Origin of the sequence: Streptosporangium sp. G11 (assembly GCF_051192615.1) — a bacterium.
Taxonomy (GTDB): Bacteria; Actinomycetota; Actinomycetes; order Streptosporangiales; family Streptosporangiaceae; genus Streptosporangium.
In genome coordinates this window covers 1-18,535 of record NZ_JBPJUQ010000110.1, presented here as the reverse complement: position 1 = coordinate 18,535, position 18,535 = coordinate 1, and the positions used below count along the sequence as shown (strand labels likewise).

Below are 18,535 nucleotides of genomic sequence, written 5' to 3'. Positions count from 1 at the left end.
CACTCCTGCGAAAACGAGTCCTGCTCGCATGATCATGAACACCCACAGTCACCCATCACGAAAATCTTGCCAGATCCCATTTCTCCACCAAGAGCCGCGCCTACTCCACCACGCTGGGCGACCTGCGGCAGGTGCGCTCCACCCACCGGGCCACCGAAGCACGTAAGCAGCGCGGTCTACCCGCCCTTGGTGATGAGACGACGCTCGTGCTCGGGCACTGGCGCTTCGCCGGGATGGGCTACACCCCTGGTGAGGCGATCATGGCCGAACACATCCGGCACCGCGTCTCCCAGGCCCGCGCCATCGCGGCGAAACGGGAGGACGGTTGACCGCACCCCGACCGTCCGCCGACCGGCGGCTGTATCGCGTCAGCGAAGCCATGTACCTGCTCAGCATGAGCCGCAGCGTGATCTACGAACAGATCCGCTCCGGGCGCCTGCGCTCGGTCCACCAAGGCCGCACCCGGCTCATCCCCGCCTCGGCCATCACCGACTACGTCGCACTACTCGAACAGGAAGCGAGGGCATCATGACCACACGACGCAGCCGGGGAGACGGCGGCCTGCACTGGGACGAGACCCGCGAACGCTGGATCGCCTCGGTGACCGTCGGCTACACCCCGGCCGGAAAGCGCATCGTCAAGAAGGCCAGCGGCAAGACCAAGACCGAAGCCAAGGCCAAGCTGAAAGAGATCATCCGCGACTACGAAGACGGGCTGGCCATCGCGTCGGGCGGCTACACCGTGGCTGATGCGGTGAAGTACTGGCTTGAGCACGGGCTGAAAGGGCGGGGGAGCAAGACGGTCGGCCTGTACACCGAGTTCGCTGAGAACCACGTCATCCCCGCCCTCGGTGCCCGCAAGCTTCGTGATCTCTCGGTGGAGGACGTTGACCGGTGGCTGGCGGGCAAGGCTCCGGAACTCAGCACGCGGACGCTCAAGATGATCCACGGCATCCTCAACCGGTCGGTGAAGAACTCCATGGTCCGCGACAAGGTGAAGCGCAACGTCGTGGATCTGTGCGAGGTCCCCGAGGGACGTCAGGGGCGTAAGTCCAAGGCGCTCACGCTGGCCCAGGCAACGGCCGTGATGGCGGCTGCGGAACAGGCCAACGCGCGCATGCGCGGGTACGTCGTCCTCTCGCTGCTCACGGGGGCTCGTACCGAGGAGCTACGCGAACTGTCCTGGACTCACGTGGTGGCGTTCGTCGACGAGCGCAGGGCGTGGGTTCCCGTCACCGAGGCGGGGTGGGAGCACACCGAGTACGCCGTCTACGTGTGGCGGTCGGTGCGGCAGAGCGGCGACACCAAGACCGTCAAGTCCCGCCGGACCCTCAAGCTGCCACAGCGGTGTGTCGAAGCGCTGCATGATCTCTGGGAACACGAAGGGCTCACCCGTGAGGTCGCCGATCATGGCGGAACGGGCAGGCTGGTGTTCTGTACGAAGAACGGGACGGCACTGAGCGCGGGCAACGTCCGGCGAGACTTCCGGAAGATCCTCAAGGAGGCGGGGCTGGTCGACACGGAGTGGACGCCCAGGGAGATGCGGCACAGCTTCGTCTCGCTGCTCTCGGACTCCGGCGTCCCCATCGAGCACATCTCTCGCCTGGTCGGCCACGCCAACACCGTGGTCACCGAGACGGTCTATCGGCTCCAGATCCGGCCTGTCATGCAGGAGGGCGCGACGGCGATGGACGATCTCTTCGGAGGCGCCCGGGGAGCTTAGTCACCCAGTTAGTCACTCAAGCCCGGTTTTCATGATCACAGACTGAGCATTCTCGCAGGTGGAGCCTAGGAGATTCGAACTCCTGACATCCTGCTTGCAAAGCAGGCGCTCTGCCAACTGAGCTAAGGCCCCGAGATTCAAGTCGGTGGCCTGGGAGATGCCCTTGCACACGACCTGCTTCAGTCGTACACGGTAGCAACAGGACCGGCTCCTACGCCACTTGGATCCGCGTGGCGGGGCGGGCTTCAGTGTGCGGCGGCGGCGACGGGGGGTGCGACCGGCGCGATGCCGAGGAGGAGTTCGGGGAGGTCGGCGACGGAGTCGAGGAGGTGGGTGGCTCCGCCCTTGATCAGGCGCTCCTTGCTGTGGACGCCGGTCAGGATGCCGGCGACCACCGAGGCGCCCGCGCGGCGGCCGCAGAGCATGTCGCTCTCGGAGTCACCGGCGACCGCGACCTGGCGGACGTCTTCGATGCCGAGGCGCATGACCGCGGTGAGGACCATGTTGGGCATGGGGCGACCGCGCCCGGCGTCTTCGGGGCACAGGGCGAGGTCGACCTTGTCGGACCAGCTCAGGGCGCTCAGCACGCGGCCGAGGGTGGCGCGGCTGAAACCGGTGATGAGGCAGATCTTGATGTCGGCGCCGTGGAGCTTGTCGAGTGCCTCGACGATTCCCGGCAACGGGATCAAGCCCGCGCGCGCGATGGCGCCCTCGTAGGAGCGCTCGAAGGTCAGGTTGGCCGCCTGGGCCTGGGCCTCGTTGTCCGGGAAGATGCCCCGGAAGACATCGATCTTGGAACATCCCCGGGACCGGTGCACGTGCACCATGGCGCGAGCGTACGCACCGGTCCCGGGCACGATGCCCTGCGTGGCGATCGCCTCGGCGAACGCCCGCTCGACCATGGCGACATCACCGATCGTGGTGCCTGCCAGATCCAGGCAGACAAGCCTGATGGGTGTTATTCCATCTTGGGCAAGGACCATGAAAGCACCCGAATCGGTAGCCGCGTTTGTCAGTTCTCGCTGCCGGTGGCTTCGGTCCACAGGTCAAGCTCGGCGCGGTCGGCCTGCACCTTGCGCCAGACCAGCAGCCCCCCGAGGGCGACGAGCGCCAGAACGAGCAACTTCTTCACGGTGTGACCCCACTTCTTGAGAAGTCTCACCTGCCGGGGTGAGACAACGCCCGGTTCGAACGGTTCCCTGCAGCCTAGCAAGGGATCGGGCCATGATCCGGTCCACACGACAAGCCACCAGGGCCGATCTACACCAACCGGGTGATTTCAGCATCATGCCGTACGGCGCACGTTCCGACGATCACGATCTGCCGTGAGTCTTGTCGCGAAACCGTCCTGGTTCTCACGATAACCCGCGCGACGCCCCGGCTTTACCCTTCTGGGATTTCCGGTCACCGGTCGCCCGGAAATGGTCCCGCCCGCCGTGGGCACGACCAGCGCGTCTTCTCGCTCCTGCCCGATTACGCGGAGCGCGAAGGACACAAACCCGCTCGGCATGGAACTTTGGAGCCGGGTAGGTCAGGCGCCTTCGACGAGATCGGCGTAGTCGGGGTGACGGTCGATCCACTCCCGTACGAACCAGCAGAGGGGGACGACCTTCGCGTTCTCCGCGCGGGCCGCGTCCAGTGCCGTACGGACGAGCGCGGACCCCACCCCCTTGCCCTCGTACTCCGGCTGGACCTTGGTGTGGGGGTAGACGATGACCCCGTCACGCCTGACGAGATCCAGCCGTCCCGCCTCGGTGCCGTCCACCTCCGCCACGAAGGAATCACCGCCGGGGGAGAGCTTGACGTCCGCCTGCATGGAGGTCCTCCTTAGCCAGGCCGCCGTACGACGACCGTACGGCGGTTTCCTGGTCAGCCGATCCCGCGCGGCGTTCATTCCCTGCCCCCCGCTACCCGTATCCGTACCGGGCATCCCAGCCGGGCGGGGGTGAGCACGGAGAGTGACCGCACGGACACGGCGGCTCGCTGATTTTCGTGGCGCGAAACTCGCGGGCGGCGGACCGTACCGGAAGCGGCCCTGTTGAAGGATGATGAGAGCGGGCGCCCGGCACGGCCGGCGTCCCATGGCGATCAGCCGACCCATCTGTGCCGGTACGACAGATGTTGACTGACCTTCATGCGCCCTCAGAAGGTGATCGCTATGACAGGTGATGTCGACCACGGCCCGCTGCGTATTCTCTTCACCGGCCGGCCCGCCGGCGTGTACTGCGAGGGAGACATCGACCTCGGCACGCGGCGCGTCCTGGTCCGCGCGCTCGCCATGGCGGTGGAGCGGACCGGCGGCGATCTGTACGCCGACCTCCGGGGCGTCGGCTTCGTCGACGTCGGCGGTCTGAGAGTGCTGGCGGAGACGGCGTTCGGGATGGCGGGCGACCGGAAACTGATCGTCCACGGCCTTCGGCCGCACACACGGCGGATCATCGAGCTGTGCGGCTGGACGGAGGTGCTCACCGCAGGTCCGGGCACCGTAACCGCAGTGGGATAACTCCTGGTTGCTCCTCAGTTGTACCGTAAGAGCTCTCTAGAGGAATTCGGAGGATCGTACGCTGAGAGTGACCGGATCGACCCCCTCCCCGGCCCCCGGCCCCGGGATGATCGCGATCGGGTCACCACTCCCCGGTTCCGGCCCGGTCCTCATGCCCGGCGACTGTTCCCCGGCCGAGTCTTCCTCCCACCCACTGTTTGCAGAGGTATATCCGTGAGCGCTGCCGTCCGCGTTACCGACGTGTCCGACCCCGCTGTGAAGGAGACGCTCCTCCTGGCCCTGGCCGGTGAACTGGACTACAGCAACGCCGAGCGGTTCCACCACGATCTGCAGGAGGCCATCGGCGAGGGCCGGGGCGATCTCGTCATCGACCTGACCGATCTGACCTTCTGCGACTCCACGGGGATCCAGAGTTTCCTGAACACCCGCCAGACCGTCCAGGACCGCGGCGGCAGCATCGTCCTGGCCAACCTGCACCCCCGCCTGGAGAGGCTCTTCCACCTGACCGGCCTCGCCCAGGCCTTCGGCATCCAGCCCACCGTGGCCGACGCCCTCAAGGCGCTGCGGCCGAGCCGGCCGTCGTAGCGAATCCCTGCCCCCTCTTCGCGATGCGGCAGAGCGAACATCTGTTGGCTTGTGCGGTCGTAAGTTGGCAATGAGCGGGCAGGTGTCTAGCATCGTGTAACTCGTCAGCAACGCCCTGATTCTGGAGCAAGTCGGCTCGCCCCCCGGTGACTGCCAGACAAGGCGACCTCAAGGGGGTGTCGTGACCGGCGACCACGGCCAGCACTGGCCGATCGACGAGGACCTCAGCGCTCTGCGGGAGCGTCTCCAATATCATGCCGTTCGAGCCGGCATGCGGGGCGAGCGGCTGGACGACCTTCTCCTCGTCACCAACGAGGCGGTCATCAACATCCTGGAGCACGGCGGGGGCAAGGGCACTCTGGCCATCTGGCAGAACGAGACCTACCTGACCATCGATGTCACCGACACCCTGGGCCTCCTGACCCCCTGGCACGTCCCCCGCGAACGTCCCACGGGAACCGTGCGGGGGTTCGGCCTGTGGCTGATGAACCAGTTGTGCGACGAGTTCGCCATCGAGCAGACGGAGGAGGGGTCGCGGGTCCGCCTGCGCATGCGGCTCGGCCTTCCTCCGGCCCAGGGCGGGTCCAGCGGTTCGACCGGCTCCGCGCGGGACATTCCCGCCTCCGGCGGCACTCCCGGCCCCGTGCGAGGTGCCCCCGCCCCCGCGGGAGACGATCCCGGCCAGGACGAACTCCAGGTCTCGTTCTAAGAAACCCGGGATATCCCTGGAAATCCCGGGAAGCTCCGGGAAGCCGCGTCACCGCTCCCCCCTTCTCCGTACGCAATCTTCTCCGTACGCAATCCTTGACCGTCATCTGGCGGAAGGTCGACTTATCGGCCAAATGTCCGCGATACGCTTATTCAGGCAGGTCAGCGCCTTAATGGGTGATGTCGTGGGACGACTTCTTGCGATTTTTTCGGGATTTGCCGGGTCTTCCGCGGCCACGGTCACTCAGGGGCATCGTCCTCGCCCCGGAGACCGGCATCGAGCCCTCGGCGCGCTCACGGCGCGCCTCCGAAGACGCCCGCCGGGTACGAGTGCCCGGGGCGTCCACCTCCCACATCGGCCCCGCCGCCCCGCTTCTCTCCGTCTCACTCGGCCGCACGCAGGTTTGGAAGGGATGGTTCGCATGAGGGTTGTCGTCGACCTGGCGCGATGCCAGGGATATGCGCAGTGCGCCTTCCTGGCCCCGGACACGTTCCGGATGCGGGGCGAGGAGGCGCTCATGTTCCACTCCAGTCCGGATGAGGCCCAGCGGGACCAGGTCCTGCGTGCGGCGGCCGCCTGCCCGGTCCAGGCGATCCTCGTCGACCGGCTGGACGCGACCGCGATCCCACCCACGACGGCCACCCGAACAGCAACGGCTGCGCCCACGGCCACGGCCACGGAAACCGGCGTGACACCGGCGGCGCCCCGGCGGGGGGCGGCGTGATCAGCGACCGGAACGGGGACAGGTTCAGGCGCGACGGCCGCATCGTCGTCGTCGGTGCCTCCCTCGCGGGACTGCGGGCCGCGGAGGCGCTCCGCGACGAGGGCTTCACCGGATCGCTGACCCTCGTCGGGGACGAGGCGCGCGAACCCTACGACCGGCCCCCGCTGTCCAAACAGGTCCTGACCGGCTGGGTGCCCGCGGACGGCACCGCGCTGCCCCGGCGTCGCGAGATCGGCGCGGAGTGGCTGCTCGGCGTACCCGCCTCCGCGCTGGACCTCGCGGGCAAGCGGGTGGAGCTCGCGGACGGGCGGGAGATCCCCTTCGACAGGTTGCTGATCGCCACCGGTGTGCGCGCCAGACCCTGGGCCGACGCGTCCGAGGCCGCTCTGGACGGCGTGTTCGTGGTACGCACGTGCGACGACTCCGGCCGCCTGGCGGAGCGGCTGGCCGCCGGGCCCGGCCGAGTGCTCGTCATCGGGGCCGGTTTCGCCGGTTCCGAGATCGCCTCCGTGTGCCGCGAGCGCGACATACCGGTGACCGTCGCCGAGGTGGCCGAGGCCCCGCTGGTGGGGGCGCTCGGCAGCATGATCGGCTCGATCGCCGCGAACCTCCAGCGCGCCCACGGCGTCGACCTGCGCTGCGGTGTCAAGGTCACGCGGCTGGAGGGGGACGAGCGGGGACGGGTGAGCCGCGCCCACTTCTCCGACGGCGGCACGGTCGACGCCGACGTGGTGGTGGTCGCGCTCGGCGGCCTGCGCAACACCGAGTGGCTGCGGGACTCGGGGCTGGCTGCCGGTGTCTGGGGCGTGGCCTGCGACTCGGGCTGCCGGGCGTTCGACGTCAACGGCCTGGTCACCGACGACGTCTTCGTGGCCGGTGACGTGGCACGCTGCCCGCACCCGGTCTACGAGTATCGGTTCCTGTCGCTGGAACACTGGGCCAACGCGGTGGAGCAGGCCCAGGTCGCGGCACACAACATGGTCAGTTCCGCGACCGACCGCTGGCCACATCTGTCCATGCCGGCGTTCTGGTCGACGCAGTTCGGCGTCAACATCAAGTCCGTCGGTGTTCCGGTCCTGTCGGACGAGGTCGTCGTGACACAGGGGTCGGTGGAGGAGCGGCGTTTCGTCGCCGCGTACGGCTACCGCGGCCGGGTCACCGCGGCGGTCAGCTTCGACAACGCCAAGTGGCTCGACCACTACCGGCACCTGATCGAGACGGCGGCGCCCTTCCCGCCCTCCTGCCCCACACCCGACCGGCCCGCCGGCATGAGGCCCGTCCCCGCCCACTTCCCCGACCCGGTGATCATCACCCACGGAGCCACGGTGGTGGTCACCGGCCACGAGCCGAGCGAGCGGCGCGTGGCGTTCGCCCGTCCGGGCGGTTGACCCGGTTGGCCGGTTGACCTCCGAGCGGCCGGAACCGGCATATTCCAGGAGAAGCGGCTATGACAGTTACCCAGGCGTCCAGCATCTTCCAGCGGATCCTCGACCACTCCAGCCGGGCCGATCCGTACCCGCTCTACGCCGAACTGCGCAGGACCCCGGTGGCCCGGCAGGAGGACGGCGGCTACATCGTCAGCACCTACCGGGAGATCACCGCGCTGCTGCACGACCCGCGCCTCAGTTCCGACGCGCACAACCTCGACCACCCGGGGCCCACCCTCGCCATGCGCGGGGACTCACCGGCGTTCATCGGCCTCGACCCGCCGCAGCACGACCGGCTGCGCCGCATGGCGATGCGGCACTTCGGCCCCCCGCACTCGCCCACGCTGGTGGACGACATGCGACCCGACCTGAACGCCGTCGTCACGCGCCTGATCGACGACCTGGTGAGCAAGGACGAGATCGACATCGTCGACGACTTCGCCTACCCCTTCCCCGTCACCGTGATCTGCCACCTGCTCGGCGTGCCCCGCGAGGACGAGCCACGGTTCCACAAGTGGGTCGAGGCGATCGTCGCCATGCTCGACGTCGACCCCGCGACGGACTCCGAGGAGCGCATGCGGGAGGGCGTACGGGCCCGCGAGAACCTCAGGGTCTACCTCGCCGAACTCCTGGAGAGCCGTCGCGGCCGGCCCGCGGGTGACGACATGCTCTCCCGGCTGGCCAACGACGACGGCCCCGACGGGCGCATGACGGACGAGGAGATCGTCAGCACCGCCCACCTGCTGCTCATCGCGGGCCACGAGACGACCGTCAACCTGATCACCAACGGCGTGCTGACGCTGCTGCGCCACCCCGGCGTGCTGGAACGCCTGCGCCGCGACCCCGGAATGATCATCCGGACGGTCGAGGAACTGCTGCGCTACGAGCCTCCGGTGCATCTCATCCCCTGGCGGGCCGCGTACAGCGACCTCACCGTCGCGGACACCGTCATCCCGAAGGGCTCGCGGATCACGCTCGTGCTCGCCTCCGGCAACCGCGACCCCTCCGCCTTCCGCGACCCCGACCGGTTCGATCCCGACCGGCGGGACAACCAGCATCTCGGTTTCGGTGCCGGCATCCACCTGTGCTTCGGTGCCCCCCTGGCCCGGCTGGAGGCGCAGATCGCGCTGAACGAGCTCGTACGCAACCTGGAAAGTCCCCGGCTCGTCGCCGACCCGCCTCCGTACCGGCAGAGCGCGGTCCTGCGCGGGCCGCGCCACCTTCTCGTCAGGCAGGGGTGACGATACGGACCCGGGCCGGGCGGGGAGGCTCGCGCGTCACCGGGTCCACATCCCGATCCGTACCGGCACCCCGGGTGAGGCGTGCAGCACGGGAGCGTGATCCGGCGCGTCGAGCCCTCCCGCCTGGACCAGGTCCTGGTCCAGGTGGATCAGCCTGGCGTGGCGCAGCGGCCAGTCGGGGTGCTCGATCTGCGCAGTGGCCGTCCTGCCCGCGACCGTGGTGAACAGCCGGTAGCGGGCGGTCAGGAAGTGCGCCAGCTCGTCGCGTTCCGGCTCCGTGAACGGCGGGCCGAGCTCCACGACCGCGTCGCACCGCGCGCCCACGGGCCCTGGCCGGCGCCGCCGGCAGCGGTAGCCGCGCCGCTCGCCGACGGCGCGGACGGCCATGCGGGACCAGAAGTAGGGCAACCGGTACGTGGCCCGCGCGCCGAGCACCGCGAGCAGGCGCCCGGCGTCCAGCGACAGGAACCAGACACCGTCACGCCCCTGCTCGTCCCGTACGTAGGTGCGCACGTTCGTCTCGGGAAACCGCGACAGCCAGGGCAACGCGGGCACGCCCGGCGCCCGTACGTCCTCCATCAGGAAGGTGGTGAGGCCGACCCAGGCCGCGCCGTCGAAGGTGTCGACCGTGAGCCCGGGGGGCAGCAGCCTCTGGATCGCGGCGGGTGGATACCGCCAGTGCATGAAGGTCATCTCGGACCAGCGGTGGTACATGACCGGGTGAGTCAGGTGGGGGGACGGCGGAGCCTGCATGATCTGCTCCCTCTCGGGTGGCGGCGGTGCCCGGGTGACGGCATCCGCCACTTATCTTGGCCATGGCACCGGGTGTCGTCCCGCGCCACGCCCACGAGATGGGCATCCGGTTTTCCACGGGCCGGAACCGACCAGAACCGAGCTGGAGAGGCCAACTCATGATCTTCATCGCCATCAAGTTCACCATTCGTCCCGAGCGAGCCGAGGAGTGGCTCTCGCTCGTCGACGACTTCACCCAGGCCACCCGCAGCGAACCGGGTAACGTCTTCTTCGAATGGTCCAGGAGCGTCGACACGCCCGGCCAGTTCGTCCTGCTGGAGGCCTTCGCCTCGTCCGCCGCCGGTGAGGCGCACGTGGGCTCGGACCACTTCAAGACCGCCATGGCCTGGATGCCCGCGGTGATCGCGAAGACACCGGAGATCATCAACGTCGAGGTGCCCGGCGAGGGCTGGTCGCGGATGGCGGAACTGACGCCGACCGAGGGCTGAGGATCCGTCCGACAGGCCGGCCGAGCCGGTCGGCAACCGTTTCATCCCCGGCAGCGCGTTCATCGGAGGCGCCTCGGCGACGCGCCCGCGCACGCGCACCCGGGGGCCGGACGGTCTAGCTTTCAGAACTCTCCGTAAAACAGTTTCCTCACCGTGGGCGCAGTGCCGCGAGGTCATGGGTAGTCACGGGGTGTAATCATCCCGGGCACAGGAGCCCGCCGACCGGTCACCGCCAGAAGTGGCCGGCAGCCGAACACACGGGGGATTCATGCGTACACGGAGGAACGTCACGAAGCGCGAGCCGTCGCGTCCGGGCGTCATCCGCAGGGCCGGGCTGCGGGCGCTGGCGGTGGGGATCTTGGTGGCCACCCCACCGCTGGCCTTCGCCGGACCCGCTCTGGCCGGTACCAACGTGATCGTGACCGGAAACCTGCTGTCCGTCGACGCGGGAAACCTGGCCGACAACATCAGCATCGACGTCGACGTCGACGGTTCGCTCGTCATCAGGAACTCCGGCGACACGCTCTCCACCGGAGGTGCCTGCCAGAAGGTCGACGACAACACCGTCCGCTGCCCCTCCACCGGGATCACCGGCATCCAGGCCAGCCTCCAGGCCGGCGCCGACACCCTGCGCAACAACACCGCCCTGTCCATGCGGGCCTTCCTCGGGGCCGGCAAGGACAGTTTCTCCGGGGGCTCGGCCCGCGACACCGTCTCCGGCCAGACCGGTGGCGACATCATGCACGGGAACGACGGCGACGACGTCCTCGAAGGCAACGCGGGCCCCGATTCCGTCGTCGGCGGCGCGGGCAGGGACGTCTGCACCGCCGAAGTCCGGGAGTCCTGCGAAAACTGACGTTTCGAGCACCCGGGCGGACGGCCTCCGCATCCGTACGCCCGTCGACGGCGGCCTGTCGCCATGACGTCCACCTGATCAGGGGAGTCATGGCGACAGGCCGTCCCGGGGAATCCGGCCGGCTCCCGAAGAGACGGGTCCGGCTTGCCCAAGATGACGGCATGGCTCTCGAAGAGACGGTCCGGCTTGCCGAAGGCGACGGCATGGCGGCCGAAGGCAATGGCACGGTTCTCGAAGAGACGGTCCGGTTTACCGAAGGCGACGGCACGGTTCTCGAAGAGGCGGTCCGGTTTGCCGAAGGCGACGGCCCGGTCAGTTCCGGAAGGCGTCGGCGTGGTCGGCGGCCCACTCGGCGAAGGTGCGCGCGGGGCGGCCGAGGATCTTCTCCACCTCGCCCGTGGGGGGATACTGTGCCCGCGAAGCGTGCTTGGCGTACCTGGCCATCACAGCCTCGACGAACGGCCCGGGAAGACCGCCCTGCACCATGCCCCGCTTGGCCGCCTCCAGCGGGATCTCCTCGTAACGCAACGGCCTGCCGATCACATCGCCGATGACGGCCACCATCTCCGCGTGGGACAGGGACCGAGGGCCGGTCAGCTCCACCCTCCGGTCCACCAGCTCATCGGTGAGCAGCGCGTGGGCACCGACGGCGGCCAGGTCCCGTTCGTCGATCGGCGCCTCCCGGAACCCCGCGTACACGTAACGGACGACGTCACCGGCACGGATCTGGGCGCCCCACGCCTGGAGGGCATTGCTGGAGAAGGAGCCGGCTCGCAGGCTGGTCCACTTCAGACCACTCGCGACGGCGGCGTCTTCGGCCTCCTTGTTCCTGTCCCCCCGATAGCGAGAGGGCTGGTCGTCAAAGGGGTCGTCGACGTTCATCGCCGAGAGCGCCACCACCCGCCTCGTCCCCCGTTCCCCGGCGAGGGCGAGCAACTCGTCGGCGGCCTCTCCGACGGTGCGGGGGTGCAGGAAGACGGCGGTGACGCCGTGCAGGTGGGGGGCGATCGTGCCGGGACGGGACGGGTCGCCCCGGACGACCTCGACCGCGGCGGGCAGGGTCGCGCGCCCGGGGGCGCGGGTGACGGCGCGCACCTCGGCGCCCTCACTCACGAGCAGGTCCACGAGGAGACGGCCGACGCCGCCGGTCGCTCCGGTTACCAGGATCATTTCGTACCTTCCGGTTCGCGCGGGATGGAGGAAAGCTTTTCCGGGTTGGTGACGGCGTAGATTCCCGCCACCTGATCCCCCTCCGCGGTGAGGTCGACGACCATGACGGCGAAGGGGGCGTCGTCGGCGAACAGCAGCGCGGACGGGTCCCCGTTGACCGTCCGGTAGCGGATGTCGATGTTCTTGGGCGTGTGGGAGGTGACGCCGACGATCAGGCGGGCGACCTTGTCACGGCCGCGCACCGGTCGCAGGACCGATGCCCGGACCTTGCCGCCGCCATCGGTCCACATGGTCACGTCCGGCGCCAGGATCTCCATGAGCGCGTCCAGGTCGCCGCCGAGCGCGGCGGCGAGAAAGCGCTCGGTCGCCTGTCGCCGGACCCGGGGATCGGTCCGGTAGCGGGGGCGACGTGCCTGGACGTGCTCGCGGGCGCGGTGGGCGAGCTGGCGCACCGCCGACGGAGAGCGGCCGAGGATGTCGGCGATCTCGGTGTGGGCATAGCCGAATACCTCGTACAGGACGAACACCGCGCGCTCCAGCGGGGTGAGCGTCTCCAGCACCACCAGAAGCGCCATCGACACGGACTCGGCGCGCAGGATCGGCTCGGCGGCGTCATGGCCGTTTCCATGGCCGATGCCGTTACCGGTGCCGATGCCGTGGCCGATGTCGTTATCGGTGCCGTGGCCCGCGTCGTGGCCCGTGGAGGCGGCGGTGACCAGAGGCTCGGGCAGCCACGGTCCGACGTAGGTTTCGCGGCGGCGACGGATGGCGGCCTGCCGCGCGAGGGCGGCGTTCACCGCGATCCGCACCAGGTAGGCGCGCGGGTTTGCGATCGGGCCGGCAATCGGGTGGGCGCGCGAGTCGGAGACCTGGTCAACGACAAAACCAGCGACCGGGTCGGGGACCTGGTCGGCAACCGGGTCTGTGGTCGGGTCTGTGGTCGGGTCGGTTATTGAATCGGTGGTCGAGTTGGCGACCGGCTCTGTGGTCGGGTCGGTTACCGGATCGGTGGTCGAGTTGGCGACCGGATCTGTGGTCGAGTCGGTTACCGGATCGGTGGTCGAGTTGGCGACCGGATCGGTTACCGAATCGGTTACCGGATCACCGACCGGGTCGGCGACCGAATCCGCGGTCGGCCGGTGGTTCCGGGGGGCCCACGCCAGCCAGGTCTCCTGCAGCACGTCCTCGGTGTCGGCGACGCTGCCCAGCATGCTGTAGACGATGGAGAACAGCAGCTCGCGATGGTCGGTGAAGACCCGCGTCGCCGTTTCCCCCGCCGTACCGGCCGGGAACCCGGCCGTTGCTCTCGATGGGGTGTCGGGTGGGGTGTTGGACATCGTGGATCTCTCCTGCCGCGACGGCTACGGTCACCCCCTGAGAGCGACACCGCCCCCGGAGTGTGACATCGGCCCCCACATCCGCTGCCGTCACGCGATCAGCCTCGGGCTCCTTACCGTCGACGCGCCACCGACGCCACCAACGCCACCGGCTCCTCCAGCTCCTCCGGTCCTCCGGCGATCGCACCCGGCGGCCCCGGGCACACCCAGCGGCCGAGCCACCGTGACCTGGAGTTTCAGGTAGCCCGCAGGACACAAATCACTCTCGGATACGTGGTGGATTAACACACGAGAAACATATAGAACTGGTTCCATCCGCCGAGAGTGAGGAAAATCACATGAGTGAAAAAAGCTCAGTTGGACCTGGCTCCAAAGGCGTGTCACGCCGTGGTTTCATCACTGGAACTGGTTCTATCTTAGGCATCGCGGCCCTTACGGGTCGCACCGGCGAGGCCCAGGCGCAGGCCGTCACCGCGGCGGCTCCGATCGCCAACGGGGCCCATGTCCCGGCCCTGGTGATCGGCACCGGATACGGCGGCTCCGTGGCCGCCCTGCGTCTCGCCCAGGCGGGCGTCAACGTGCACATGATCGAGATGGGCATGGCCTGGGACACCCCGGGCTCCGACGGCAAGATCTTCTGCACCACGACCGCGCCGGACCACAGGTCCTACTGGCTGCGCACCAGGACCAAGGCCCCCCTCAACTACTTCCTCGGCCTCCCGATCGACAGGGACATCACCCGCTACACCGGGATCCTGGACGCCGAGGAGTTCGGCGGCATCACGGTCTACCAGGGCCGCGGCGTCGGCGGCGGATCACTGGTCAACGGCGGCATGGCCGTCACCCCCAAGCGCGAGAACTTCGGCGCCGTCCTCTCGTCGGTGAACGCCGACGAGATGTACGCCACCTACTACCCGCGCGCCAACGCCGGGCTCGGGGTCACCACCATCGACCCGGCCTGGTTCGACACCACCGCTTGCTACCAGTACAGCCGGGTCGGCCGAAAGCACGCCCAGCGTTCCGGGTTCCCGTTCGTCTTCGTGTCCAACGTGTACGACTGGAACTACATGAAGCAGGAGGCGGCCGGAACCGCCACCAAGTCGGCGCTGGCCGGCGAGATCCTCTACGGCAACAACCACGGCAAGAAGTCACTGCAGAAGACCTACATCGCCCTGGCCAAGGCCACCGGCAACGTCACCGTCTCACCGCTGCACCGGGTCACCTCGGTCGCCCCGGCGGCCGGTGGCGGCTACACGGTCATCATGGAGCAGCTCAACACCAGCGGTGACACCACGGCCACCAAGACCGTGACGGCGGACAAGGTGTTCTTCGCCGCAGGCAGCGTCGGCACCAGCAAACTGCTGGTCAAGCTGAAGGCCACCGGCGCGCTGCCCAACCTGAACAACGAGATCGGCAAGAACTGGGGCGACAACGGCAACGTCATGTGCGGCCGCGCCAACCACCTGTGGGACCCCACCGGCAGCCTCCAGTCGACCATCCCCTGCTCCGGCATCGACAACTGGGCCACCGGCGGCGCGTTCGCCGAGGTCGCACCGCTGCCCACCGGGATCGAGACCTTCGCCTCGTTCTATCTGTCGATCACCAAGAACCCCAACCGCGCCCAGTTCTCCTGGAACGCCACGACGGGCAAGGTCGACCTGAACTGGCAGACCTCCTGGAAGCAACCGTCCATCGACATGGCCAAGACGATCTTCGACAAGATCAACGCGAAGGAGGGGACGATCTACCGGACCGACCTCTTCGGCGTGTACAAGATCTGGGGCGACCACCTCACATACCACCCGCTCGGCGGCGCGGTCCTGAACAAGGCCACCGACAACTACGGCCGCCTCACCGCCTACCCCGGCCTGTACGTCATCGACGGCTCACTGATCCCCGGCAACACCAGCGTCAACCCGTTCGTCACCATCACGGCACTCGCCGAACGAAACATCGAGAAGATCATAGCCACCGACCTGTGACGACGATCCGACGCGACGGTCGGCCGTGTCGTGTCGGGGCTTGGCGGCGAGCTTCGGAGATGGTCAAGCCCACGACGTGACGGAGACGGCCACTCGCGCCGTGCTCACAGCGTTTCGAGCGGCGGGATCGTCACCTCGGCACCGCCCGGCACGAGCCCTCGGGCAAGCGAGCCCCGGCCCGCCGGCGGACGCGTTCTGCTGGACCCCGGCGTGATATCCACGATCTCCTGGGGCAGAAGCGAAGTATGAGGTTTCACGGCTTGTCAACGGCCACGGCGGCCGGAGTGACACTGCTGGCATGTGTGGCGGGGTGTGCGTCCGCGGCCGTGCCCGACGCCCAGCGAGCGGCACAGGACTTCTACGCCGCCGTGCGGGACCGTCAGGTGGAGCGGGCCTGTGCGCTGCTGGCTCCGGAGGCGGCCGGGAGCCTGCGGACCGGCGATCAGAGATGCGAGACCTCTATCGGCGCGCTTGACCTGCCCGGCGGGCAGGTGCTGGACACCGAGGTCTGGGGAAATGAGGCCCGGGTGCGGCTGAGTGGCGACACCGTCTTCCTGCATCGTTTCCCTGCGGGCTGGCGGGTCCGCGGCGCGGGCTGCACGCCTCGCGGCGACCTGCCCTACGACTGCGAGGTGAGCACCTGACATGCGCCTCATGTTCACCGTCACCGTGACGATCATCGCGATCGGGCTGGTCTGCTTCTTCGTCATCGGCCTGCTGCGACGCTAGAAGGAGGATCACGGTGAGACGCTTCGTCAGAGACAACGCCCTCAGCCTGTTCTTCCTGACCGCGTTCGTCCTGGCCCTGGTCGGCCAGTCCTTCGCCGGTAACGCCGCCGCCAACGCCGACCGGCTCGCCGAGGGCGGGACGGCGATGTCGTGGTCGGCGTACGTCACCTCCTCTGACTTCGCCGTCGACGTGGCGGAGAACTGGCAGTCGGAGTATTTGCAGTTCCTGCTGTTCATCTTGGTCACGGTCTGGTTGGTGCAACGCGGCTCGCCCGAGTCGAAGAAGCCGGGTGAGCAGGGAGAGGAAAGCGACGCCGAGCAGAAGGTCGGCCGGCACGCGGCCCCGGACAGTCCGGCCTGGGCCGGGGCCGGCGGGTTGCGCCAGGCCCTGTACGGCCGCTCCCTCGGCCTGCTCATGGGGTTGATCTTCGTGCTGTCGTGGCTGGCGCAGTCGGTGGCGGGCACGGCCGCCTACAACGCCCGGCAGCTCGCCCAGCTCCAGAACCCCCTCAGCTGGGGGGAGTACGTCCTGTCGGCCGATTTTTGGAACCGGACCCTGCAGAACTGGCAGTCGGAGTTCCTGGCCGTCCTGTCGATGGTCGTGCTCTCGGTCTACCTGCGCCAGCGCGGCTCCCCCGAGTCCAAACCCGTGGGCGCCCCGCACGGGGCGACCGGCGTGGAGGGCTGACCCCCTTCGCGCTGTGCCCTTCCCATCACGCGATCAGGTCCACCGTGACCTGCTCATGGGCGATCGTGGTCTCAAGCTGCACCTCCCCTGAGGAGCCGTGCCGGCGCCGCTCCGGTGATCCGGAAGTGGCCGCCGATGTTCCGTCAGGCGGCCGGTGGACCTCTTTCTGCGACACCGAAGATCCGTGCCGACTCAGCGGGCCGCGTGTCCCTCACCTGGATGTTTGCCCCCTGGAGAGCGGGTAAGGCTCGCTCGCGGATGAAAGGCTGTGATCATCCTCGGCCCGGATCACGGGGGGTGGGAAACATGAGTGCTGTCGCGGTGATCGTGGTGGACATGCTGAACCCTTACGATCACGAGGACGCCGACGAGCTGCAGAAGAGCGTCGAGCAGATCATGGGGCCCCTGGCGGAGTTGATGAGGCGCGCCCACCGCCACCGGAACGCACGGCTGGTAGTGGTCAACGACAATCACGGCGATTTCACCGCCACCCGCGAGGACCTGCGGCGGCGCGCCCTGGAGGGCCGGCGCCCCGACCTGGTCGAGCCGGTGCTTCCCCCGGCCGACTGCGCCTTCATACCCAAGGTGCGCCACAGCGCGTTCTTCGGCACGCCGCTGGAGTACCTGCTGCGCCGCGAGGAGATCGATACCGTCGTGCTGGCCGGTCAGGTGACCGAGCAGTGCGTGCTCTACAGCGCGCTGGACGCCTACGTGCGCGATTTCTCCGTCCGGGTCGCTTCCGACTGCGTGGCCCACATCCACCCCGACCTCGCCGAGGCCTCACTGCGGATGATGGAGCGCAACATGCGCGCCGACCTTCTGCCCGCCGACCGCTGCCTGGGATAACGGGTTTCACCCGGGCCGTTCGTCGGCGTCGACCGTAATTCGACTCACCACTTGCCCGGCGAAGAGGTTAGCTCGCGGAAGCTGAGGGCATCAGAGGCGCATGGTGCGGGTGTTCGATAAGTCCGTATATGACCACATCACCACCTATGGCTGCACTGTCACCGTGACCCGCCCATCCACCGAGCCAGGACCGAACCGGTTGCGTGATCTCACGGGGGGACACTCTTCCGGGAAACGACGCCGCCGAACTTCTCCGCGAGTCCTTTTCACCGTTTCACCTGGACTTTTCGCCGATACGGAAGATCGTGATGCAGCTTCCCACGCCGCGAGGTTCCCTCACCGCCGCGCTCTTCGAACGGCTGAGGCGTCCGCCCCACTCCTTTGATCCGCCACCGGTTCCGGCCGGGGAGACGGCCGTTGAGGACGAGGATCTCCAGCTGGCGCTCTTCGCCTGCTACGAACTGCACTACCGGGGCTTCGAGGAGGTGGACGAGGAGTGGGAGTGGGAGCCGTCGCTGCTGACGGCCAGGAAGGCGCTGGAGCGGCGATTCGAGGACGGCCTCGCGCGAGCCGTACCGCGCCCGCCGCTCGCGCCGGAGGTGCCCATGCGCCGCGCCCTGGCCAAACTGATGGCCGCAGATGACGGGCCCCGCCTGTCGGCCTTCCTGGCCAGGCAGGCCGACCTGGAGCAGTTCCGGGAGTTCGTCGCGCACCGGTCGATCTACCATCTCAAGGAGGCCGACCCGCACACCTGGGCGATTCCCCGGCTGAGCGG

At 68.5% G+C, this 18,535-nt stretch carries 20 protein-coding genes, 1 tRNA gene and 2 pseudogenes; 16 read left to right on the top strand and 7 right to left on the bottom strand.

Annotated features, from left to right (window positions below; all coding sequences use genetic code 11):
• Nucleotides 1-83: 83 nt before the first annotated feature.
• From ACSDR0_RS45085 to ACSDR0_RS45075, 3 genes and pseudogenes are all read left to right on the top strand, one after another.
• Nucleotides 84-329 (top strand): annotated as a pseudogene (locus tag ACSDR0_RS45085) (replication initiator); the annotation flags it as partial.
• Complete coding sequence (locus ACSDR0_RS45080) at nucleotides 326-532, top strand: helix-turn-helix domain-containing protein (protein ID WP_435295123.1); 207 nt, start codon at nucleotides 326-328, stop codon at nucleotides 530-532. The pseudogene ACSDR0_RS45085 and the gene ACSDR0_RS45080, both read left to right, overlap by 4 nt.
• Nucleotides 529-1,722, top strand: a complete 1,194-nt coding sequence (locus ACSDR0_RS45075) for a site-specific integrase (protein ID WP_435295122.1) — start codon at nucleotides 529-531, stop codon at nucleotides 1,720-1,722. Before ACSDR0_RS45080 ends, ACSDR0_RS45075 begins: the two co-directional genes overlap by 4 nt.
• A 59-nt stretch (nucleotides 1,723-1,781) precedes the next feature.
• Here the strand turns inward: ACSDR0_RS45075 and ACSDR0_RS45070 are convergent.
• The 4 genes from ACSDR0_RS45070 to ACSDR0_RS45055 all read right to left on the bottom strand — a co-directional run bounded on the left by ACSDR0_RS45070 (nucleotide 1,782) and on the right by ACSDR0_RS45055 (nucleotide 3,538).
• A tRNA-Ala gene (locus ACSDR0_RS45070) sits at nucleotides 1,782-1,854 on the bottom strand.
• 113 nt (nucleotides 1,855-1,967) lie between these two features.
• Nucleotides 1,968-2,705, bottom strand: a complete 738-nt coding sequence (locus ACSDR0_RS45065) for an HAD family hydrolase (protein ID WP_435295121.1) — start codon at nucleotides 2,703-2,705, stop codon at nucleotides 1,968-1,970.
• 29 nt (nucleotides 2,706-2,734) lie between these two features.
• Nucleotides 2,735-2,854, bottom strand: coding sequence for a DLW-39 family protein (locus ACSDR0_RS45060; RefSeq protein ID WP_211264163.1), 120 nt, complete (start codon nucleotides 2,852-2,854; stop codon nucleotides 2,735-2,737).
• A gap of 399 nt (nucleotides 2,855-3,253) precedes the next feature.
• Entirely contained in the window at nucleotides 3,254-3,538 is a 285-nt protein-coding gene (locus tag ACSDR0_RS45055; protein ID WP_435295120.1) for a GNAT family N-acetyltransferase, read from the bottom strand.
• A gap of 342 nt (nucleotides 3,539-3,880) precedes the next feature.
• Here ACSDR0_RS45055 and ACSDR0_RS45050 point away from each other — a divergent pair, with 342 nt between their 5' ends.
• From ACSDR0_RS45050 to ACSDR0_RS45025, 6 genes are all read left to right on the top strand, one after another.
• A complete protein-coding gene (locus ACSDR0_RS45050; protein WP_435295119.1) occupies nucleotides 3,881-4,225 on the top strand; it encodes an STAS domain-containing protein in 345 nt (114 codons plus the stop codon).
• 213 nt (nucleotides 4,226-4,438) lie between these two features.
• Nucleotides 4,439-4,810, top strand: a complete 372-nt coding sequence (locus ACSDR0_RS45045; RefSeq protein ID WP_435295118.1) for an STAS domain-containing protein — start codon at nucleotides 4,439-4,441, stop codon at nucleotides 4,808-4,810.
• A gap of 181 nt (nucleotides 4,811-4,991) precedes the next feature.
• A complete protein-coding gene (locus tag ACSDR0_RS45040) occupies nucleotides 4,992-5,519 on the top strand; it encodes an ATP-binding protein (protein ID WP_435295117.1) in 528 nt (175 codons plus the stop codon).
• 421 nt (nucleotides 5,520-5,940) lie between these two features.
• The gene (locus ACSDR0_RS45035; RefSeq protein WP_435295116.1) at nucleotides 5,941-6,243 is read left to right on the top strand and encodes a ferredoxin; all 303 of its coding nucleotides are present in this window, start codon (nucleotides 5,941-5,943) and stop codon (nucleotides 6,241-6,243) included.
• Nucleotides 6,240-7,631 (top strand): NAD(P)/FAD-dependent oxidoreductase, encoded by a 1,392-nt coding sequence (locus ACSDR0_RS45030; protein ID WP_435295115.1) that lies wholly within the window; start codon nucleotides 6,240-6,242, stop codon nucleotides 7,629-7,631. The genes ACSDR0_RS45035 and ACSDR0_RS45030 overlap by 4 nt, the downstream gene beginning before the upstream one ends.
• A 59-nt stretch (nucleotides 7,632-7,690) precedes the next feature.
• Nucleotides 7,691-8,911 (top strand): cytochrome P450, encoded by a 1,221-nt coding sequence (locus ACSDR0_RS45025; RefSeq protein WP_435295114.1) that lies wholly within the window; start codon nucleotides 7,691-7,693, stop codon nucleotides 8,909-8,911.
• Between the two features lie 36 nt (nucleotides 8,912-8,947).
• Here the strand turns inward: ACSDR0_RS45025 and ACSDR0_RS45020 are convergent, their stop codons facing one another.
• Nucleotides 8,948-9,664 (bottom strand): YqjF family protein, encoded by a 717-nt coding sequence (locus tag ACSDR0_RS45020; RefSeq protein ID WP_435295113.1) that lies wholly within the window; start codon nucleotides 9,662-9,664, stop codon nucleotides 8,948-8,950.
• Nucleotides 9,665-9,822: 158 nt separating this feature from the next.
• Between ACSDR0_RS45020 and ACSDR0_RS45015 the strand changes: the two genes are divergently transcribed.
• Together ACSDR0_RS45015 and ACSDR0_RS45010 are read left to right on the top strand one after the other, a co-directional pair.
• Nucleotides 9,823-10,152 (top strand): putative quinol monooxygenase, encoded by a 330-nt coding sequence (locus ACSDR0_RS45015; protein WP_435295112.1) that lies wholly within the window; start codon nucleotides 9,823-9,825, stop codon nucleotides 10,150-10,152.
• Between the two features lie 268 nt (nucleotides 10,153-10,420).
• Nucleotides 10,421-11,008 carry a calcium-binding protein gene (locus tag ACSDR0_RS45010; RefSeq protein ID WP_435295111.1) on the top strand — a complete coding sequence of 196 codons (588 nt, stop codon included), beginning with the start codon at nucleotides 10,421-10,423 and terminating at the stop codon, nucleotides 11,006-11,008.
• A gap of 312 nt (nucleotides 11,009-11,320) precedes the next feature.
• Here the strand turns inward: ACSDR0_RS45010 and ACSDR0_RS45005 are convergent, their stop codons facing one another.
• The gene (locus ACSDR0_RS45005) at nucleotides 11,321-12,178 is read right to left on the bottom strand and encodes an NAD(P)H-binding protein (RefSeq protein WP_435295110.1); all 858 of its coding nucleotides are present in this window, start codon (nucleotides 12,176-12,178) and stop codon (nucleotides 11,321-11,323) included.
• The gene (locus tag ACSDR0_RS45000; protein ID WP_435295109.1) at nucleotides 12,175-13,515 is read right to left on the bottom strand and encodes a sigma factor-like helix-turn-helix DNA-binding protein; all 1,341 of its coding nucleotides are present in this window, start codon (nucleotides 13,513-13,515) and stop codon (nucleotides 12,175-12,177) included. Before ACSDR0_RS45000 ends, ACSDR0_RS45005 begins: the two co-directional genes overlap by 4 nt.
• Nucleotides 13,516-14,030: 515 nt before the next feature.
• Between ACSDR0_RS45000 and ACSDR0_RS44995 the strand changes: the two genes are divergently transcribed.
• From ACSDR0_RS44995 to ACSDR0_RS44975, 5 genes and pseudogenes are all read left to right on the top strand, one after another.
• Nucleotides 14,031-15,497 carry a GMC oxidoreductase gene (locus tag ACSDR0_RS44995; protein ID WP_435295108.1) on the top strand — a complete coding sequence of 489 codons (1,467 nt, stop codon included), beginning with the start codon at nucleotides 14,031-14,033 and terminating at the stop codon, nucleotides 15,495-15,497.
• Nucleotides 15,498-15,757: 260 nt separating this feature from the next.
• Nucleotides 15,758-16,141: a hypothetical protein gene (locus tag ACSDR0_RS44990; RefSeq protein ID WP_435295107.1), complete on the top strand. Its 384-nt coding sequence runs from the start codon at nucleotides 15,758-15,760 to the stop codon at nucleotides 16,139-16,141.
• A 98-nt stretch (nucleotides 16,142-16,239) separates the two neighbouring features.
• Entirely contained in the window at nucleotides 16,240-16,914 is a 675-nt protein-coding gene (locus ACSDR0_RS44985; protein ID WP_435295106.1) for a DUF6766 family protein, read from the top strand.
• 306 nt (nucleotides 16,915-17,220) lie between these two features.
• Nucleotides 17,221-17,760, top strand: coding sequence for a cysteine hydrolase family protein (locus ACSDR0_RS44980; protein ID WP_435295105.1), 540 nt, complete (start codon nucleotides 17,221-17,223; stop codon nucleotides 17,758-17,760).
• 308 nt (nucleotides 17,761-18,068) lie between these two features.
• Nucleotides 18,069-18,535 (top strand): annotated as a pseudogene (locus tag ACSDR0_RS44975) (iron-containing redox enzyme family protein); the annotation flags it as partial.